Here is an 18,992-nt window from a genome sequence, read left to right on the forward strand (position 1 = left end):
GCCGTAGAAGCAGGATGCGGCCGCCACGCCTTCGCACCGGCAGGCCACGAGCCATGTCGCAGCTCCGCCCCAGCAGTAGCCCGTGACGAACCGAGGCCCCTCCAGCGCGTCCAGCGCAGCCTGGGCGTCGCCGGCCACCTGCTCCCATGGCGTGGCCTGCGAGTACGTCACCCCCCGCTGGATCGAGGCCTCGGAGTAGTCGCAGGCGAAGCCGCGCTCGAGGCGGTCGTAGAAGGCCGGGGCGATCACTTCGTAGCCATCGGCCGCATAGCCGTCGCAGAGCTCGCGGATGTGGTCGGTGACGCCGAAGATCTCCTGGATCAGCAGGAGGCCGCCCCGCCGGACGTCCGGGGGCTTCACCCGGTAGGCGTCGAGCTCGAAGCCGTCGTGGCGGCTGGTCAGGCGGATCTGCTCGCCCATGGCGCGCCTCTCAGTCAGGCGTTGTCGAACAGCTCGAGGGTCCGGTGCCGGGCGAGGTCGGCCGCCTCGGCGTTGTATCGCTCGGGGCTCTGGTTGTTGAAGCCGTGGCCCGCGCCCTCGTAGATGTGCACCGGAACCTTGTCGCCATGGTGTTGGGCGACGGCCGCGGCCACGTCGTCGGCCGGGATGCCGCCGTCGGTGCGGCCCAGGTGCACGATCGTCGGGCAGAGCGGGCTCAGCGCCGCGTTCGCCTGCACCATCGAGCCGTAGTAGCTGGACGCCGCCGCCAGGCCCTCGACCTTGCAGGCCGACAGCCAGGTCAGCGAGCCGCCGTAGCAGTAGCCCACCACGCAGACCTTGCCGCCGCGCTGCTTGAGGAAGTCGCGGCAGGCGGCGATGTCGGAGAGCGCCTGGTCCAGCGGGGTGGCGCGCGCCTTGGCGATGCCGGCCTGGATGCCCGCGTCGTCGTGCTCGGCGTGGAAGTCGCGCTGCAGACGGTCGAACAGGGCCGGGGCGATGGCCTCGTAGCCCATCTTGGCCCAACGCTCGACGTCGGCGCGGACGTGGCGGTCGATCCCGAAGATCTCCTGGATCACGATCACGCCGCCCTTGCGCGGAGTGAAGGCGGGCTCGTGGTAGGCTGAGAACTCGAAGCCGTCCGCGCCCGCCAGGGTGATCGTCTCGCCCATCTCCGCCCTCTTGTCTTGCCCGCTACACGTTGAAGCGGAAGTTCATCACGTCTCCGTCCTGGACGACATACTCCTTGCCCTCCTGGCGGAATTTCCCGGCCTCACGCGCGCCGGCCTCGCCCTTCAGACGGACGTAGTCGTCGTAGGCGATCGTCTCGGCCCGGATGAAGCCCTTCTCGAAATCGGTGTGGATCACGCCGGCCGCCTGCGGGGCGGTATCGCCCTTGTGGATCGTCCAGGCGCGCGCCTCCTTGGGCCCGACCGTGAAGTAGGTCTGCAGGCCCAGCAGGTGGTAGGCCTCGCGGATCAGCTTGTTCAGGCCGGGCTCGCTGAGGCCCAGGGTCTCCAGGAACTCGGTGCGCTCCTCGGGATCGAGCAGGGCGATCTCGCTCTCGATCTGGGCCGAGATCACCACGTGGTCGGCGCCGTCGCGCTTGGCGCGCTCGGCCACCTGGCGCGACAGGTCGTTGCCGTCGCCGGCCGAGGCCTCGTCGACGTTCGAGACGTAGAGGGCGGGCTTGGACGTGAGGAGCTGCAGCATCCGCCACGCCTTGTCGTCCTCGGCCGAAACCCGGGCCTTGCGGGCCGGTCGGCCGGCGTTGAGCTCGGTCAGGGCGAGCTGGACCAGGCGCAGGGTCTGGGCGCTCTCCTTGTCGCCGGTCTTGGCGCGCTTCTCGAGGTTGACGACACGCTTCTCCAGGCTCTCGAGGTCGGCCAGCATCAGCTCGGTCTCGATCGTCTCCAGGTCGGCCAGCGGGTCCACCTTTCCCTCGACGTGGGTGATGTCGTCGTCGATGAAGCAGCGGGCGACGAAGGCCACCGCGTCGCAGTCGCGGATGTTGGCCAGGAACTGGTTGCCCAGGCCCTCACCCTTCGACGCGCCGCGCACGAGGCCGGCGATGTCCACGAAATTGATCCGCGCCGGGATGATCTCTTTCGACGGGATGATCGCCGCGAGCTTCTCCAGCCGCGGTTCGGGCACGGCCACGTCGCCGGTGTTGGGCTCGATCGTGCAGAACGGATAGTTCGCGGCCTGGGCCGCGGCGGTCTGGGTGAGCGCGTTGAACAGGGTCGACTTGCCCACGTTCGGCAGGCCGACGATGGCGACTTTCAGGGCCATGGGTAGCAGTGGTTCCTTTGCGAGGGGCGCCACCTAGCACGACGCGCCGCGCGCGCGAAGCGGCGCGCGCCAGTTCGCCCGCGACCTTCCGCTGACGTCAGGGTCCGACCCCAAATGGGCGTGCGCTGTTCTCGCTATGGGTGAATTTAATTTCTCCAAACTCAATCAGGAATAGAGCTAGCCCTCGGGAGGGTCTGGATGTCCGGGTCCGTTCGGGGGTCCCGCAGATGGAGGGTGCAATGCGTATTCGTACGATGCTTGCTGCTGCGGCGGCGCTGGCCTTGTCGGCCGGCGCATCTCAGGCGGCGCTGATAACGACGGATGTGGGCTACACTGGTCCCGACCTCGACCTGAGCGGCTACGACAACGGCAGCTACAATTTCACCTACGGGCCGGTCACCGTCGGTGAGTTCACGTTCACCCGGAGCAACACGACCAACAACTCCGGCCAGGGCGCGGTCGTGGGTCAGGGCGGCTACGGCCTGCTCGCCAACGGCTCGTTCGGCGGTGACGCGGTCTACATCGGGCTGGACGGGCCCGGCGGCTTCGGCTTCCTGCTGGGGGATATCGCCTACAGCCAGATGGGCTTCTTCTTCAACTACGCCCCCAGCTCGGGCGACGATCCCACGATCGCCGCGCTCGATATCAACGGCAACGTGCTCGAGGCGTACAACCTCGCGACCGACGCCCCGATCTCGACGCCGGGCGGCTTCAACGAGTTCCGCTTCCGCGGCATCACCCGCGACACCGCCGACATCTACGGGTTCAGGTTCGGCGGCTCGTACCTCCTGGCGACCGGAACCGCCACGGGTGAGCTGCCCGGCGGCATCCCGGAACCGGGGACCTGGGCCCTGATGATCCTCGGCTTCGGCTCGGCGGGCGCGATGCTGCGCCGGCGCCGGATCAGCTTCGCCGCGTAAGCCGTCCTGCAGCAGGGTCCCGGTCGCCCGGGGCCCTGACCTGCTCGCATCATCCCTCGGACGGCGCGGGTGCGTCGTCGATGAGGCAGCGGAAGCCGCGCCGCGCGGCACGCTGCCTGATCGCTGATCATGTTGCGCCTCATACACGCATCCTGGAGGATTCTGCGGCCGCCGAGGCGGCGGCCCATCCCTTCCAGCCGCGGTCCCTGTAGCCATTGGCTCGCCGTCAGCCGCCCGGGGGAGCCATGGATTCCGCACGTCAGACACCCACGCGCCGGCAGCTCCTGAACGCCATCGGACTGATGGGCGGGACGGCCGCGGTCTACCAGATGATGACCACCTTCGGGCACGCGGCCGAGACGCGTTTCCCGGGCCCGCCGAACCTGTCGGGCGCGCGCAAGGGCGCGAGTGTGATCGTGCTGGGGGCGGGTCTGGCTGGGATGCTGGCGGCCTACGAGCTGGAGAAGGCCGGCTACAAGGTCAGCATCCTGGAGTTCCAGAACAGGCCCGGCGGGCGCAACTGGTCGCTGTACGGGGGCGACACCTACACCGAGCTGGGCGGCGCGACGCAGAAGGTGGGCTTCGCCAAAGGCAACTACCTCAACCCAGGCCCGTGGCGGATCCCGCACCACCACCGCACGCTGCTCCACTACTGCAAGGCGTTCGGCGTGGCGCTGGAGCCGTTCATCCAGTTCAACCACAACGCCTACGTGCACAACACCGAGGCGTTCGGCGGCGCGCCGCAGCGGTTCCGATCGCTGGCCGCGGACTTCGAAGGCAACGTCGCCGAGCTGCTGGGCAAGGCGATCGACCAGAAGGCGCTGGATGCGAAGCTCTCCGCCGAGGACATGGACCTCCTGAAGGAGGCGCTCCGCGGCTGGGGCATGCTCGACGACGACATGCGCTACACCAAGGGCTACCGGTCCTCGAGCCACCGCGGCTTCGACCTGGCCCCCGGCGGCGGCGTGAACGGAGCGCCCCGGCCCTCCGACCTGTTCCCCTTCGACGAGGTGCTGAAGTCGGGTGTCTGGGGCCAGATGGCGTTCTTCATGAACGACGAGTTCCAGACCACCATGTTCCAGCCCGTGGGCGGCATGGGGAAGATCGGAGAGGGCTTCGCCCGCCAGGTCGGCAAGCTGATCACCTACAACGCCAAGGTCACGAAGCTCATCCAGGACAAGGGTGGCGTGACGGTGAGCTACACCGACACCGCCAAGGGCAAGGCTGAGACCGCGACGGCCGACTTCTGCGTCTGCACCATTCCGCTCACGGTGCTGAGCCAGATCGAGACCAACCTGTCGGAGAAGAAGCAGGCCGCGATCGCCGCAGTGCCCTACTCCAACGGCGTGAAGATCGGCCTCGAGATGCGCCGCCGCTTCTGGGAGGAGGACTACGCCATCTACGGCGGCCACTCGTTCACCAACCAGGAGATCGGCCTGGTCTCCTACCCCAACCACGACTTCTTCAAGGACGGGCCGGCGGTGCTGCTGGGGTCGTTCGCCAACGGGCCGGGCGGCTATCGGCTGACGGGCCTGTCGCCCGCCGAGCGCGTCGAGGCCGCCCTGGCGCAGGGCTCGGTGTTCCACCCCGACAGCTACCGCAAGGAGTTCCTGAACGGCGCCTCCGTCGCGTGGAGTCGCGTGCCATGGGTCATGGGCTGCTGCGCCCGCTGGAACGAGGCGACGCGGCGCGAGCACTACCAGGAGCTGGTGGCCCTGGAAGACCGCATCGTGCTCGCCGGCGAGCACGCCTCGTATGTTGGCTGCTGGATGGAGGGCTCGCTGCTCTCGGCCTTGGACGCCATCACCCGCCTGCACAAGCGTGCGCTGGAGGCCTGAGATGATCCGTCGTCTGCTGATCGGCCTCGCCGCCGCGGCCCTCTCCACCCCGGCGTTCGCGGACGAGCCGGGCCCGGGCGGGACCAAGCCGCCCGTCGCGCGCACGGGCGAGGAGGTCTATCGGACCTTCTGCCAGGCCTGCCACATGGCAGACGCCAGGGGCGCTGTCGGGGCCGCCGCCTTCCCCGCCCTGGCCGCCAACCCGCGGATGGGGACCACGGCCTACGCGGCCTACGTCATCGCCAATGGCAAGGGCGGCATGCCCTGGTTCAGGGACACCCTCAGCAAGGAGCAGGCGCGCGAGTTGATCGCATACATCCGCACCCATTTCGGCAACGATTTCAGGGAGCCGGTCACGCCCGACGACGTCGCCGCGTTCGGCCAGCCGCCGCCGCGCCGCTAGCCGTCGGCAACGACTAGCTTTCCGCCAGCGCCTTGGCGGCGTGGTCGCGCCAGTGCCGGCCTTCCTTGCGGAACTGGGCGGCCAGCTTGGTCAGGCGCTTGTCCATGTCGGCGATGGCGGCGCGAGCCTCATCGTTGCGACCGTTGCGGGCCATGAAGGCGGCATAGCGGCCGAAGGCCTCGAAGCCGGCCATGCGCTGGATCGCCTCGGCGTAGGCCGCGTCGGCTTCGGCCGCGTGGCCGAGGCTCTCGTGGGCCCGGGCCAGCGCCAGCACAGCGCCCGGCGCCAGGGGATCGACGGTCTCCCCGCCCGGGATGAGCTCGATGACAGCGACCGCCTCCTGGGGGCGCCCGAGCTCCAGGAGAGCGTTTGCGCGCCCGAGTAGAAGGGCCGGATCCTCCGCGTGGATGCCCTGGGCGGCCTCGGCGTAGAGACGCTCGGCCTCGTCGTGGCGCCCGAGCGCTGCGGCCGCCTGCGCCAGCCGCGACTGGTTGCGGACAGTTGGCGTGTCCTCGCACGCCTGCTTCGCCTCGCGATACTCGCGCATGGGGTCCAGCGCCGCGCGGGCCGACTGCTCCAGCCGCCGCGCCGTCGAGCCGCGGCTAAGCTCGGGCAGGAGGATGGCCAGGAAGTAGACCAGCCCGCCGATCGGCTGGAAGATCAGGATGATCCACAGCCAGAACAGCTCGCGGCCCGTGCGAACCACGTGCACGGCGAGCGCGATCGACAGGATCAGGGATAGGCCGATCAGCGGCAGCGAGCCGCCGAGGAGGTTGAACAGGCTCATTCCCCTCTCGCCAGTTTGCGCGGATCGAGTTTCTCGGCCGGCGCGAGGCGCATGACCTCGGCCTGGTACTTTTCGTCCTCACCCACGGCCAGCAGAGGGGCGGCGTCGGCGCAGGCCTCCAGCAGCGGCGTGACCCAGGCCAGGTCGGCCTTGTGGAAATCGCTGAGCACGTGGCTGTGCACCAGGGCCTTGTCGCCCGGATGGCCGGTGCCCAGCCGCGCCCGGCGGAAATGGGGACCCACCTGCGAGGTGATCGAGCGCACGCCGTTGTTGCCGGCCGCGCCGCCGCCCGCCTTCATCCGGAAGCGTCCGGGCGCGAGGTCGATCTCGTCATAGAAGACGACGAGGTCCGTGGCCGGGTCCAGCTTGAAGAACTTCAGCGCCTCGCCCACCGAGCGGCCGCTCTCGTTGTAGTAGGTCTGGGGCTTCAGGATCAGGGTGCGCACCGGCCCTTGCGGCGTATCGATCGCGCCTTCCGACACCTGGGCCTGGAAACGCGAACGCGCCGCGGGGAAACCCCAGCGGCGCGCAATCTCGTCAACGGCCATGAAGCCGATGTTGTGGCGGTTCTTCGCGTGAGTCGGGCCGGGATTCCCCAGCCCTGCGATGAGCAGCATGAGACCGGTCCCCTCAACCGCTCATCCCGGCGAAGGCCGGGACCCAGATCCAATGGCGCGCTGGCCGATCGGATCTGGTCTGAGTTCCTGGAACCCGCCGCTGAGTCATTCCATCTGGGTCCCGGCCTGCGCCGGGATGAGCGGGAGGTTTTAGTCCTCGCCGGCCTCTTCCGTGGTCGCTTCGCCTTCGGCTTCCTCGGTCACGGCCTTGGAGGTGGTGATCGAGGCGACGACCAGGTCGCCGTCCACCGCCGCGGTCACGCCGGCCGGCAGCTTGAGCTCGGAGACGCGGACCGCGTCGCCGATTTCCAGGCCCGTCAGGTCGACGACGATCTCTTCCGGGATCGAGTCGGCGTGGCAGGAGACGGTGACAGCGTGCAGGGTGACGCCCAGGGTGCCGCCGCGCTTCAGGCCCGGCGAGGCGTCCTCGTTGGCGAAGTGCACGGTCACGTCGATCTTGATCTGTTGGTGCTCGTCGACCCGGTACAGGTCGAAGTGCCACGGCTCATCGGTCACCGGGTGCATGTCGACGGCCTTGGCGATGACCGGCTGGGTCTCGCTGCCGTACTTCAAGGTCACCAGGTGGCCCAGGAGCTTGCCTGTGTAGAGCGCCTTGCGGAACTCGTTGGACTTCACGGCGATGGCCACCGGGTCCTTGTTGCCGCCGTACAGGATGCCAGGCACCTTGCCGTCACGACGGGTGGAACGCGCGCCGCCCGTACCGGTCTGCTCGCGTACTTCAACGTTCAAAATGATCTCGGCCATGGCCTTGCCTCAAAACGAAGCCGCCGCGCGACTCGCGCGCGGCGACGGAATTCCGTGACCTGTCGGTCGAAAGGGTGCGCGTAGATACACAAAAGCTCCGGTCCGCGCAACGGGGCCGGATGGGATGATTCAGCCCTTCTTTTTCGCGGGCCGCTTCTTGGCCGGCGCCTTCTTGGTCTGCATGCCCTTGTTGATCGACTCCTGGCTGGGCACGAAGCGCGCCTCGTAGGGCTCAGGCAGGCCGGTCGCGCGGATCATGCAGCGGCCGGTGTCCATCATCGCATGCTGGCCCAGGCAGAAGACGTCCTCGTAGTGCGGCCGCGCCACCGCTAGGCACTGATAGAGGTTCAGCTTCGACATGTTCATGCACATGCCGACGTTCGGCTCGGTGACCAGGCCCATCACGGTCGAGACGTTGGCGTCGCCGGCCTCGCCCAGCACGGCCAGGGCCGCGACGGCCAGCGCGCGGACGACCGTCTGGGTATAGGGCGGGGACACGGCCTGCGCCGCGGGCGCGGCCAACGGGGCGGCGCCCGTGGAGGCCAGCTGCAGCCGCGCCGTCTCGTCGACGCTGCCGGCCATGGCGGCGGCGGAGAGCGACTTGGCGTTGGCCAGGCGGGCCTCGCGGCCGGGGACGTCGGCCTTGGACCAGGGCTGCTTCTGGATGTCGTAGGCGGCCTGCTTGACCGACTTGCCGGTGTCGTAGAGCCGCTGGGCGTCGTTCCCGAGCGCGGAGATCACCAGGCCCGCGGCGCCGGCCGAGCCCGACAGGCCGACCGCATACGCGGGGTCCTTCAGGATCTCATAGGCCACCTGCCGCCGCTGGGCCGGGTCCTTGGCGTAGATGCGGACGCCCTCGACGAAGGCGCGGTCCTGCAGCGCCACGACGGCGCCGTAGGCGATGGCGCCTTTCGCCAGCTGCTGCGGCTCGTACTGCGCGCCGGTCCGCAGCGAGGTCGCCACCGCATCGCCATCCATGAAAGCGGGCGCGATCGCCGTGGTGTTGGTGACGTAGTGCCGGTAGGCGCTGGCCAGCTCGATCAGGCGCGGCGACAGCGACACCGTGGGCGCAGGTGGCGGAGGCGGTGGCGTGACCACCTTCGGGGCCTCGGCGCAAGCGGCGACCACCGCGGCGAGCAAAGCCGGAAGGACAAGGCGGACCTTGAACGTTTGGGGCCGGATACGGAACGGCATCAGACTACTTCCCCCACTGATCAGTGGTGATTCTAGCGTCTGCCCCCCGAAGTCCATGGATTACCCGCGGACGGCCGTTGCGGGCAAGCGCTGCCGGAACGGGCTCGCTGAGCCTCAGTCGAACAGTTTCGACACGCTCTCTTCGTTGGCGATGCGGCGGATCGCCTCGCCGATGAGGCCGGCGCAACTCACGTAGCGGATCTTGGGCGTCTGGCCGACGCGTTCGGGCGGGGCGATGGAGTCGGTCATCACCAGTTCCTTCAGCACCGATGCGTCCACGCGCTCGACCGCGCCGCCCGACAGAACGCCGTGGCTGACGTAGGCGCTGACTTCTGTGGCGCCGCCGTCGATCAGGGCCTGCGCCGCATTGCAGAGCGTGCCCCCGCCATCGATCATGTCGTCGAACAGGATGCAGCGGCGGCCCTCGACGTCGCCGATGATGTTGGCCACCTCGCTCTTGCCGGGTCCGGCCCGGCGCTTGTCGACGATGGCCAGGTCGGCGTTCAGGCGGCTGGCCACCGCCAGCGCCCGGACCACGCCACCCACGTCGGGCGACACGATCAGCAGGTCCTTGGTCTTCTCGTAGTTCTCCTTGATGTCGGCGGCCAGCAGCGGCGCGGACAGGAGGTTGTCGGTGGGGATGTCGAAGAAGCCCTGGATCTGGCCCGAGTGGAGATCCATCGTCAGCACCCGGTCGGCGCCGGCGCGGGTGATCAGGTTGGCCACCAGCTTGGCGGAGATCGGCGTGCGGCCGCCGGTCTTCCGGTCCTGGCGGGCGTAGCCGAAATAGGGGGTCACCGCCGTGATCCGCCGGGCCGACGCGCGCTTCAGCGCGTCGATGCAGACCAGGAGCTCCATCAGGTGGTCGTTGGCGGGATAGCTGGTCGACTGCAGGATGAAGACGTCCTCGCCGCGGACGTTCTCGTCGATGGTGACCCAGACCTCGTTGTCGGCGAACCGCTTCACCTGGGCCCGGCAGAGGGGCAGGTCCAGGTGGCTGGCAACCGCCTGCGCCAGGGTGCGATTGGAGTTGCCGGCGAGCAGCTTCATCGGGGCCTCAGGGCAGGAGTCGCGGGTTGATGGGCGCGCTTGTAGGTAGCGGCTTAGCCTGAGTCCAGAGCCGCTAGGTCAGCATGATCGCCGATAGCAACCGGCCGTAGTCGGCGTCGCCGCGCTGGAACGCCCGGCGGTTGGAGAAGAACAGCTCGGCATCGGCGCAGGTGTCGTGCCCGATCCATTCGCAGGCCGAAACGCCGGCGCGCTGCAGGCGGTCCAGCATGTAGCCCGGCAGGTCGAACATCTTCCGGTCGGCCTCGCCGTCGTTGAAGAAGCGGGTCGCCTCGGCGCTGTCGGCCACGAAGCGGTCGTAGAATTCCGGGCCCACCTCATACGAGCCGGGACCGATGCACGGGCCGATGGCGGCGACGATCCGTGCGCGCCGGGCGCCCAGCACCTCCATGCGCTCGATGGCGGCCTCGGCGACGCCGGTGAGCGCGCCCTTCCAGCCGGCGTGCGCCGCGCCGACGACCCGGGCCTCGGGGTCGGCCAGCAGGATCGGCGCGCAGTCGGCGGCGAGCACGCCGCAGGTCACGCCGGCCGTGGAGGTGACGACGGCGTCGCCCTCGGGCGGTCCCGAGCCCCAGGGCCCCTGGACGGCAAAGGCGGTCGCGGAATGGACCTGATAGGCGGTCACCAGCTCGCCGCCGAGGAAGTGGGCCGCACGCCGGCGGTTTTCGGCGACGTGGATGGGGTCGTCGTTGGAGCCCGCGCCCACGTTCAGGCTCTCGTACAGACCCTCCGACACGCCGCCCTGGCGCGTGAAGAAGGCGTGCCGGATCCCCGGCAGGTCCAGGAGCTTCGAGGTGAGGACGGGCAGGGACATCAGAACTTCACTCATCTGGCGGCTCCTAGGTCCCGGCTCGGCCTACGCGGGTTCGCCGCTCCGTTGGCCGGGATGACGGGTTTACTCGGTCTCGAACGCGGGTGGGACCCAGTCAGGAGAATAGAGGCAACAGGCCTTGAAGAGTTCCCCCATCTGGTCCCCGCCGACCAGGCGATGCAATTGCCGGCCGACCAGGGGCGCCTTGTCGGGCCGCGCGCGGACCAGGGCCTCGGCGCGCTCGCCGACACCCATGCGGGCCAGGAACGCTGCCTGGGTGAGGACGGCGGCGGCGGCGCCCGCCCGCTCGGCGGCCGCCATCACGGCCGGGAAGTCGGCCCAGACGGTGAGGTCGGCCTCGCCGGGCCGGGCCAGCGGATCCACCTTCTCGTGGCGGCTGAGCGCCTGCAGGGTGTCGCCAAAGCCCGGCTGGTCGCGACCGTAGTCGATCAAGAGCGCCGCCCCGCCGTCGAGGGCCAGCCGCTCGCCCAGCGCGGCGGCGAGCGCCTCCTGTGGCGCGGACACCTCGAGGACCGCGCCTTCGCGGGCGTCCGGCAGGGCCAGCGGCGCGGGCACGCGGCCGAAGGTGAGCGCGCCATGCCGGTCCAGGCCCACGACCTGCTCTGTCCAGCCGGTGGCGGCGCGGACGAACTGGCGGGCCGGCAGGCAGTCCAGTAGCTCGTTGGCCACCAGCAGCATCGGCTCGCCGCCGGGGACCTCGTCCAGGCTCTTCGCCCAGCGGACGCGGTCGCCCAGCTTCTCCGCCTGCAGGGCGGCCAGCGGCCCCGAGGTCTCCACCAGCCAGACGTCCGCGGCCTCCAGGAAGCCGGGCAGGGCGCGGCCGGCGCGCAGCAGGTCGTCCATCAGCGTCCCGTCGCCGGGACCCATCTCGACGAGCACGAACCGCTCAGGCTCGCCCATCAACCGCCAGGCGGAGGCGGCCCAGACGCCGATCAGCTCGCCGAACATCTGGCTGACCAGCGGCGCGGTGACGAAGTCGCCGCCTTCGCCCAGCGCCGGCCGGGTGGCGTAGTAGCCGAACTCCGGGTCGTGCAGGCAGGCAGTCATGTACTGGGCGACGGTCAGCGGCCCGGTCTGGGCGATCTGCGCCGCCAGCTTGTCATGCAGGCTCATCAGCTGGCCGGCCCGGGTTCGCCGCCGCCCCTTCGGCAGGCAGCGGCTCGTTCATCCCGCGCCAGATCAGGTATCCGCCGGCCAGGATCATCGGGATCGACAGATACATGCCCATGGTCAGGCCCAGCGGCAGGTTCTCGAGCCCGGCGTCGGGCTGGCGCACAGTCTCGATGGCGATGCGGAAGACGCCGTAGAACACGAGGAAGATGCCGGTGATCACGCCGCGGCGGTTGCCCAGCTTCGCGCGGTGGGTCGCCCAGAGCAGGATCAGGAACAGGATCAGCCCTTCGAACAGCGCCTCGTAGAGCTGCGACGGGTGCCGCGCCACGAGGCCGGCGGGGCAGTAGCCGTAGTCTTCCTTGATCTGATCGTTGCAGAAGACGATGCCCCACGGCAGGTCGGTGGGCCGACCCCAGAGCTCGCCGTTGATGAAGTTGGCGCAGCGGCCCAGGAAGTGGCCGATCGGATAGGCTGGGGCCACCACGTCGGCGATCCGCAGCAGGTCCAGCTTGTTGCGCCAGGCGAAGAGGACCATGGCGATCGAAACGCCGATCACCCCGCCGTGGAAACTCATCCCGCCTTCCCACACGCGGACGATGCCCACGGGGTCCGAGAAGATCATCTCCGGCGTGTAGAAGATCACGTGGCCCAGCCGGCCGCCGCCGATCACGCCCAGCGCGATCCACAGGATCAGATCGTCCATCTGCTCGGGCGTCATGGGCGCTGGGCGGTGCGTCCAGAGCGCGGTGTTGCGCAAGAGTCCTGTGGCATAACGCCACCCCAGCAGGATGCCCGCCACATAGGCCAAGGCGTACCAGCGGATGGCGAAGGGCCCGAGCTGAACGAGGATCGGGTCGATTTCGGGAAAGGGCACTGCGAAGCGGCTCCAGCGTTGTGCCTGACGGACTTAGACGAGAAGCCCTTCGCTTTCATCCCCCGAGAGGCCATATACGCAAGTGGACGGGCTCACCGCCCACATGAAGACCTTGGAATGCAGACCCAAAACCCCATCCTCGACGAGATCGCCAAGCTCTCCACCGCCGCCATGGGCCTGGCCCAGGCCGCAGGTGAGGAAGCGAAGGCCGCGTTCCGCAGCCAGACCGACCGGCTGGTGGCCGAAATGGACCTTGTTCGCCGCGAGGATTACGACGCCCTCAAGGCCGAAGTGGCCGCCCTTCGCGCCGAGATCGAGGCCCTCAAGGCCGCCAAGCCTGCGCGCAAGAGCGCTAAGTCGGCTTGACGACACTGCACGCCACGCGAAAGCCGCTCGCCCAGGACAAGAACCTGCTGACGCTGCGTTTACAAATCAGTCTAGGTTTCGAAATGCGGACGATTCGGGGGCGGCGTTCTGCCCCCCGTCCGACTCATAAGGGGTCGTGATGGACACCTCGCAGACCGACGACAGCGTCGTCCTGACGAACGACCCGCTCGATGTTGTCGAGCACGTTCTCACCGCCGAGAACCTCCCCTTCGACCGTACGGAAGACGGTGACCTGGCGTTCACGCTGGCCGGCGACTGGAAGGACTACGAGCTCTGGTTCGCGTGGCGCCCCGAGGGCGACACGCTGCAGCTCTGCCTGTCGATGGACCTCACGGTTCCCACGGCCCAGCGCCAGACGGCCCAGGAACTCATCGCCACGATCAACCCGCGCGTGTGGCTCGGCCACTTCGAACTCTGGGACGAGGGCGAGATCATCTTCCGGCACGGCATGGCGCTGATGACCGGCGAGCAGCCCAGCCTGGCCCAGGCCGCGGCGATGATCGACGTGGCCGTGGAATGCGCCGACCGGTTCTTCCCGGCCTACGACTTCCTGCTCCGCGGCGCGAAGACCCCGCAGGAAGCCATCGCCGCCTGCATGTTCGAGACCGTCGGCGAGGCCTGACGTCTTCCGCCCGTAGGACTGTAGCGGCCGCCGGTATCCCGGCGTGTGTAGTCGTGCCGGCGCAACCGACGCGTGCTTGTTGTCAACGAACAGTAGAGTATTCGTTCGCACTTGATCGTGCTGAAGCGTCACGATTCATCTCTCGATGAGCAGATGACCGGCTTCGGCCGAAGTCTCCGAAGCCCTCGTCCGCAGCACACCGCGTTAATTAGCCTCAATCGTTTCGCGGGAGGTCCTGCGGTAATTTCTCAGCTCTCGCCCGCCCCGCGTGGGCGACTTCTGCGGAAGGCGTCAGCACCCCGAAGCAGAGCCAGGGCCCCGGCGACGCCGGGGCCTTGTGCGTCGAGCGCCCGTCGCTGCGAGGTTGGCGCCGTGCTTGCTGTTCGATCCGCAACTGAATCAACAGCATCCAAAAACGGGACACCATGAACACGAAGTTTGGCGCACTGATCGCTACCGCGGGCGCTCTGATCATCGGCCTGGCGGCGACGCCGGCTTCGGCGGCCATGACCCTGGCGGTCGGCGAGGAGGACTGCGACCTCTACAGCGCGGCCGGCTGCCTCTTCACCTACGAGAAGGGCGACGGCAACATCTTCGACGACGCCTCGGCCTACGAAGGCGCATGGAATGGCGTGCACCTGGCCAATCCGGCCCCGGAGACGCTGGAACTGGGCGATCTCACCGAGAAGTTCGAGTTCAGCGGCGCCAATCTGTCGGAAGCCATCAACGCGGACTTCGCGGTCAGCTTCTACGCCGTGAAGACCAGCTCGACGCAGGTCGTGCTCTACGGCCTGAACCCGGCCACGGAGAGCTTCACCGCTTTCAACACCCGCCTCACCAACAAGAACGGGCAGCTGCAGGGCATCTCCCACGTCACGGTGTTCGGGACGGCCGGCGGCGGCAACGAGGTTCCGGAGCCCTCCACCTGGGCGCTCATGATCCTCGGCTTCGGCAGCGCCGGCGCGATGCTGCGCCACCGCCGTCAGGGGCTTGCCCGCGCTTCTGCGTAAGCGACCTCAGCTCACCACCGAATTGTCGGGCGCGGCCTGCGGCTGCGCCCGTTTTCGCATCAGTAGCCGCCCGGCCCAGGCGGCCAAGCCGGCGTAGGCGCCGCCCAGCACCATCGAGATCAGCGGGTTGTCGGTGATCTTCTGCAGCGGCAGGACGGCGGCCTCGCCATCCTCGGCCACGAAGCCCAGGCCGTTCACCTCCACCGCCACGCCGTCGCGCGCCAGCTTCAGGTCGACGACCCGCAGGGTGGGCCGGCAGCCCGCGTCCGGCACGTCGGTCGTGGTCCAGGCGATGGCGCCGCGCGCCGCGCCGCAGGCCTCCAGGCGCTTGCCCTCGTCGGCGACCTGCACGTCGAGGGTTGCGGCGCGCAGCAGGGCCGGCCGGTCGGGCGCCGTCACCTCGCCCATGCGGAAGTCCGCCGCGCCGACGCTGGCCTCGGGCAGCCGCAGCACCGCGTAGGCGCCGGGCGGCACGACCACCTCCACCGGGAAGCCGCCGGCGCCGCTCATCCGCACCTCCCAGGCGCGGTTCGGGCCGAACAGCTCGGGCTCGGGCGCGGCCGGGTCCAGCGAGGCCTCGAGCCGCAGGATCATCCGCGCGTCGCGGGCGCGCAGCACCACCTCCGCGACGGCGCCGTGGCCGGTGGGCGTCAGCGTCAGCGCCGGGCGCGGTCCGACGGGGTCCAGGCTGACGCCGACGGCCGCGCGGCCCGATCCGCCCGCGTGCGACACCCAGCCGGCCGGCGACTGGGCGGCGGTGTCGGCGAACCCCAGGGCGGCGAGGTCGCGCCGGGTCTCCTCTCCGAACCGCGCCTGGTCGAACCAGACGCTGACGTCCTTGCCCGGCGGTCCGTTGAGCGAGAGCACCGGCCGCTCCGGTCCCAGCGTCTCGGGCGCCAAGCCCACGGTCAGGGCCTCGCCGCGCATGGCCTTCCAGCTCGACGCGGCTTCCACGCGGGTGGCGACCGGCAGGTTGGTGAGCACGAAGATGAGATAGGCCGCCGACAGGAACACCAGGACGGCCAGCGCGCGCGGGCCCCAGTCCCGCACCAGCGGGGGCAGGTTCATCCTACGCCGCTCCCTTCGGGCGCTTCGAAGGATCGATGTTGGCCCTCTGAAGCCTTGGCGAAGGAGGGCTCACGGGATCTCCACCACGTCGCGCGAGATGGCCGCCACCCAACTCTCGTCGCCGTCGGTCTCCCACCCGCGGACCCGCAGCCGGTGCAGCCCCCGCGAGCCGCGCTGCTCAGTGCGGTCGACACCGTCCCACACCCTCGGACCGTAGACGCCGCGCGGGCGGCTGCGCTCCTGGAAGACTGAGACCGGCGTGACCGTGATCACCGTGCTGCGCCCTTCGCGGCGGCCCTGGTAGCGCAGGATCTCCATACCGACCCGGTTGAAGGGCGAGGTCGCCGCATAGCCGAACCGGGCGTAGTCCTCGCCCACCCGCCGGGCCGACGGCTGGAAGCTCAGGCTGTTGATCGCCACCGAGCCCACGGCGCGCGGCCCGCAGCCCAGCCCCATCAGGGTGATGTCCTGGGGGACCTCGGTCCCGTCGCGCCGCCAGACCGACGAGCGCAGGACGAACAGGGCGGGCGTCGAGCGCTGGGCGGCGTTCCCTTCGTACCGCAGCTTCACCTGCTGGCGGCCGCCGGGGAGGGCGATGCTCCAGTCGCGGTCGCCGACCGTGATGGTGAGCGTGGTGTCGGCGCCCTCGGCCGTCTCGTAGTCCAGCACGACAGGCCAGTTGTTGCGCACGAAGCCATAGGCCGTGAGCGTGCCCAGCGCATGCTCCTCGGGGATCTGCGGGCCGTCGCGCAGCAGCTGGTCGCGCAGCGCGTCGGTCTTCTTCGTGTCCTTCTTGCAGTAGGCCGCGCAGAGCGCCGCGCCGCCGATGAGGCCGATGATCAGCGCGGTGCCGAGGCCGCCGCCGTCGTCGCCGCGCCGGACCGGCGGGGTCCACGGCTGCTCGCTCGGCGCGTCGCCGGTCCGGCCCCGGTCGCCGCGGCGGTATTGCGCGCCGGTCTCCAGCGGCCAGGCGATGCAGAGCGCGCCGGCCAGGAGCGCCGGCAGCAGGCGATGCGGCTTGCGAAGGGCCATGACCCTTACCCCAGCACGGGGACGAACCCCGAAAGCCCAGCCTGCGCTCAACTTGCGATAGGTGCAACGGTGTTCGCCTGCACGCTGGCAGGGAATTCGCCGGGGCGCGTCAGGCTCCGAACAGCCAGCCCGCGGGCAGGGTGGCGAGGGAGACATTGGACAGCACCAGCGTCGAGGCGCCCATGCGGATCAGCGTGTCGGGCCCGACCTGCTCGAGCGTGTAGATCGTGCCCGGGTCGAGCATCACCCGGTCGCCTTCGGCCGCGTTGAAGTCGAGCACCGTGTCGGCGTCGGCCTCGCCGAAGCTGTGGAAGATGTCGGCGCCCGCGCCGCCCCGGATGACGTCGCTGCCGCGGTCGCCCGAGAGCCAGTCGTTGCCCGCGCCGCCGTCCAGCACGTCATCCGCCTGGCCGCCGCGCACCGTGTCGTCGCCCTCGTCCCCGTTGCAGATGTCCGAGCCCAGGTTGCCGTAGACGATGTCGGCGCCGACGCCGCCCGAAAGGGTGTCGTTGTCCTTGCCGCCCACCACCCAGTCGCCGCCGCCGTGGCCGTAGAGCAGGTCGTCGCCCATGTTGCCGTTGATGTCGTCGAACTGGCCGCCGCCCTGGATCTGGTCGTTGCCCTCGTCGCCGCGCAGGTAGCCCGCTCCGGAGATGTAGTCCGCGCCCGCGCCCCCGAAGACGCTGTCGGGGCCGTCGCCGCCGCCGAAGAGGAAGTCCGCGCCGGCCGAGCCCGTGATGAGGTCCCCGGCGTGGAAGCTGCCCGTCACGTACTCCACGCCGCTCAGGGTGTCCGTGCCGATCCCGGTGGCCAGGTTGACGACCACCGCCTGCGCGGCGCCGCCGTAGTTGACCTGGTCGACCCCCGCGCCGCCGTCGATGAGCTCGTGCTCGCCGAGCAGCAGGATGGCGTCGCCGCCATCGCCGGCCGACACCCGGTCGACCCCGGCGCCCCCGTTGATGAAGTCGTCGCCGCCACCGCCGGTGATCGTGTCGGCGCCGTCGTTCCCGAACAGGGAGTTCTGTACGTCGTTGCCGGTGATCCGATCGCCGAAGGGCGTGCCGAACGCGTTCTCGATCCCGCTCAGCGTGTCGTATCCGGCTACGCCCCGAACCAGGTCGATCTCGATCGCGGCGGTGGCGAACTGATAGTCCACCGCATCGACGCCATCACCGCCGACGATGACCGAGCGGGACTCGCCATGGTGGCCCGTGGTCGCCCCGTAGACCGACACGATCGTGTCGTCGCCCGCACCGCCGTCTATGGAATCGTGGCCACCGCCGCCGGCGAGCGTGTCGTTGCCGGCCAGGCCCAGCAGAATGTCGCCGACGCTGGATCCGCCGATCCCGGTCTCATTGGTTCCGCCGACGATCTGGTCGTTCCCGCCCAGCAGCAGGCTGCGCAGCGCCGCCGGATCCCGCGAGCCCAGCACCGCCATGAACTGGGACACGGGAACGCTCAGGCCCTCGAAATAGACGAGGAAGCCGAAGTTGTTCGCGAGCGTCGCGCCAGTCACCAGCCCGCTGCGCGGCACGCCGTTGCTGTCGAAGTCCGCGAACCCGGTCCCCCGAAGGCGCAACTGCATCGCGTAGGTGTGCTGCTCAGGCACGCTCGCGAAGGCGTAGGGGTCGAAGCTTGACTGGAAGTAGAGCTCGCCGCCGGTGCTGTTCACCTGGCGCAGCTCGGCGACGCTCATGCCCCGGTAGGCCCACGCCTGCATGTCCAGCTTGTTGGGCGTGCTGTTGATGATCGACACTGGTGCGCTTCCCCCCAAGGCCGCGCGCCATTAGGGCGCGTGGGCCGGCAGAACACAACCCCGCGTCTATTCGATGCCAAGCACCCTCTTCAGGAACACGACCTCGGTCGCCCGCACCGCTTCCTGGTTGGCCTTCTTGGCGATGCCGTGGCCCTCGTCCTTGGCCAGCACGTACCAGACCTCGGTCCCCTGGGCCCGCAGCTTGGCGACCATCTGCTCGGACTCGCTGCGCGGCACGCGCGGGTCGTTGGCGCCCTGGAAGACCATCATCGGCTTCTTCATCCGGTCGCTCATCCGGATGGGCGCGATCTTGTCGAAGACGGCCTTCATCTTGGGATCGCGCTCGTCGCCGTATTCGGCCCGGCGATTGTCGCGGCGGTAGCCCTCGGTGTTTTGCAGGAAGGTGACCCAGTCGGAGATGCCGTAGAGGTCGATCGCGCCGGCGATGCGGTCGTTGTAGTGGCCGGCCACCGCCAG

The 18,992-nt window shown here is 69.5% G+C and carries 20 protein-coding genes and 1 pseudogene; 6 read left to right on the forward strand and 15 right to left on the reverse strand.

The window, feature by feature from the left end; genetic code table 11:
- The 3 genes from VGD44_RS14185 to ychF all read right to left on the reverse strand — a co-directional run.
- Positions 1–420 (reverse strand): dienelactone hydrolase family protein (locus VGD44_RS14185; RefSeq protein ID WP_331088140.1); only part of this gene is annotated, 420 nt, incomplete at its 3' end.
- 14 nt (positions 421–434) lie between these two features.
- The gene (locus tag VGD44_RS14190) at positions 435–1,109 is read right to left on the reverse strand and encodes a dienelactone hydrolase family protein (RefSeq protein WP_331088142.1); all 675 of its coding nucleotides are present in this window, start codon (positions 1,107–1,109) and stop codon (positions 435–437) included.
- Positions 1,110–1,131: 22 nt separating this feature from the next.
- Positions 1,132–2,229 (reverse strand): redox-regulated ATPase YchF, encoded by a 1,098-nt coding sequence (ychF, locus tag VGD44_RS14195; RefSeq protein ID WP_331088144.1) that lies wholly within the window; start codon positions 2,227–2,229, stop codon positions 1,132–1,134.
- A gap of 239 nt (positions 2,230–2,468) precedes the next feature.
- On the opposite strand from ychF, the gene VGD44_RS14200 reads away from it, so the two are divergent.
- The 3 genes from VGD44_RS14200 (at position 2,469) to VGD44_RS14210 (ending at position 5,390) form a co-directional block, all read left to right on the forward strand.
- Positions 2,469–3,149: a PEPxxWA-CTERM sorting domain-containing protein gene (locus tag VGD44_RS14200; RefSeq protein WP_331088146.1), complete on the forward strand. Its 681-nt coding sequence runs from the start codon at positions 2,469–2,471 to the stop codon at positions 3,147–3,149.
- Between the two features lie 245 nt (positions 3,150–3,394).
- Positions 3,395–4,987: a flavin monoamine oxidase family protein gene (locus VGD44_RS14205; protein WP_331088148.1), complete on the forward strand. Its 1,593-nt coding sequence runs from the start codon at positions 3,395–3,397 to the stop codon at positions 4,985–4,987.
- A 1-nt stretch (position 4,988) separates the two neighbouring features.
- Positions 4,989–5,390, forward strand: coding sequence for a cytochrome c (locus VGD44_RS14210; RefSeq protein ID WP_331088150.1), 402 nt, complete (start codon positions 4,989–4,991; stop codon positions 5,388–5,390).
- A 13-nt stretch (positions 5,391–5,403) separates the two neighbouring features.
- Here VGD44_RS14210 and VGD44_RS14215 read toward each other — a convergent pair whose 3' ends face one another.
- The 8 genes from VGD44_RS14215 to lgt all read right to left on the reverse strand — a co-directional run bounded on the left by VGD44_RS14215 (position 5,404) and on the right by lgt (position 12,640).
- Entirely contained in the window at positions 5,404–6,177 is a 774-nt protein-coding gene (locus VGD44_RS14215) for a tetratricopeptide repeat protein (protein WP_331088152.1), read from the reverse strand.
- Positions 6,174–6,794, reverse strand: coding sequence for an aminoacyl-tRNA hydrolase (gene pth, locus VGD44_RS14220; RefSeq protein WP_331088154.1), 621 nt, complete (start codon positions 6,792–6,794; stop codon positions 6,174–6,176). The genes VGD44_RS14215 and pth overlap by 4 nt, the downstream gene beginning before the upstream one ends.
- Positions 6,795–6,944: 150 nt before the next feature.
- Complete coding sequence (locus tag VGD44_RS14225) at positions 6,945–7,559, reverse strand: 50S ribosomal protein L25/general stress protein Ctc (protein WP_331088156.1); 615 nt, start codon at positions 7,557–7,559, stop codon at positions 6,945–6,947.
- Between the two features lie 129 nt (positions 7,560–7,688).
- Complete coding sequence (locus tag VGD44_RS14230) at positions 7,689–8,753, reverse strand: hypothetical protein (RefSeq protein ID WP_331088158.1); 1,065 nt, start codon at positions 8,751–8,753, stop codon at positions 7,689–7,691.
- Positions 8,754–8,867: 114 nt separating this feature from the next.
- Positions 8,868–9,803 carry a ribose-phosphate pyrophosphokinase gene (locus VGD44_RS14235; RefSeq protein ID WP_331088160.1) on the reverse strand — a complete coding sequence of 312 codons (936 nt, stop codon included), beginning with the start codon at positions 9,801–9,803 and terminating at the stop codon, positions 8,868–8,870.
- 73 nt (positions 9,804–9,876) lie between these two features.
- Positions 9,877–10,650: a peptidoglycan editing factor PgeF gene (gene pgeF / locus VGD44_RS14240; protein ID WP_331088162.1), complete on the reverse strand. Its 774-nt coding sequence runs from the start codon at positions 10,648–10,650 to the stop codon at positions 9,877–9,879.
- Positions 10,651–10,716: 66 nt separating this feature from the next.
- Positions 10,717–11,766, reverse strand: a complete 1,050-nt coding sequence (locus tag VGD44_RS14245; RefSeq protein WP_331088164.1) for a class I SAM-dependent methyltransferase — start codon at positions 11,764–11,766, stop codon at positions 10,717–10,719.
- Complete coding sequence (lgt, locus tag VGD44_RS14250; RefSeq protein WP_331088166.1) at positions 11,753–12,640, reverse strand: prolipoprotein diacylglyceryl transferase; 888 nt, start codon at positions 12,638–12,640, stop codon at positions 11,753–11,755. Before lgt ends, VGD44_RS14245 begins: the two co-directional genes overlap by 14 nt.
- A gap of 117 nt (positions 12,641–12,757) precedes the next feature.
- On the opposite strand from lgt, the gene VGD44_RS14255 reads away from it, so the two are divergent.
- The 3 genes and pseudogenes from VGD44_RS14255 to VGD44_RS26530 form a co-directional block, all read left to right on the forward strand.
- Positions 12,758–13,006 carry an accessory factor UbiK family protein gene (locus VGD44_RS14255; protein WP_331088168.1) on the forward strand — a complete coding sequence of 83 codons (249 nt, stop codon included), beginning with the start codon at positions 12,758–12,760 and terminating at the stop codon, positions 13,004–13,006.
- A gap of 139 nt (positions 13,007–13,145) precedes the next feature.
- The gene (locus VGD44_RS14260; protein ID WP_331088169.1) at positions 13,146–13,649 is read left to right on the forward strand and encodes a YbjN domain-containing protein; all 504 of its coding nucleotides are present in this window, start codon (positions 13,146–13,148) and stop codon (positions 13,647–13,649) included.
- Between the two features lie 902 nt (positions 13,650–14,551).
- Positions 14,552–14,659 (forward strand): annotated as a pseudogene (locus VGD44_RS26530) (PEPxxWA-CTERM sorting domain-containing protein); the annotation flags it as partial.
- A gap of 6 nt (positions 14,660–14,665) precedes the next feature.
- On the opposite strand, the gene VGD44_RS14270 reads toward VGD44_RS26530, so the two are convergent.
- From VGD44_RS14270 to VGD44_RS14285, 4 genes are all read right to left on the reverse strand, one after another.
- Positions 14,666–15,727 (reverse strand): hypothetical protein, encoded by a 1,062-nt coding sequence (locus VGD44_RS14270; RefSeq protein ID WP_331088172.1) that lies wholly within the window; start codon positions 15,725–15,727, stop codon positions 14,666–14,668.
- 69 nt (positions 15,728–15,796) lie between these two features.
- A complete protein-coding gene (locus VGD44_RS14275; protein WP_331088174.1) occupies positions 15,797–16,759 on the reverse strand; it encodes a hypothetical protein in 963 nt (320 codons plus the stop codon).
- Positions 16,760–16,868: 109 nt separating this feature from the next.
- A complete protein-coding gene (locus VGD44_RS14280; RefSeq protein ID WP_331088176.1) occupies positions 16,869–18,515 on the reverse strand; it encodes a calcium-binding protein in 1,647 nt (548 codons plus the stop codon).
- 66 nt (positions 18,516–18,581) lie between these two features.
- Positions 18,582–18,992 (reverse strand): alpha/beta hydrolase family protein (locus VGD44_RS14285; RefSeq protein ID WP_331088179.1); only part of this gene is annotated, 411 nt, incomplete at its 5' end.

It is taken from the genome of Phenylobacterium sp. (assembly GCF_036402295.1).
In the GTDB taxonomy this organism is placed as follows: domain Bacteria; phylum Pseudomonadota; class Alphaproteobacteria; order Caulobacterales; family Caulobacteraceae; genus Phenylobacterium.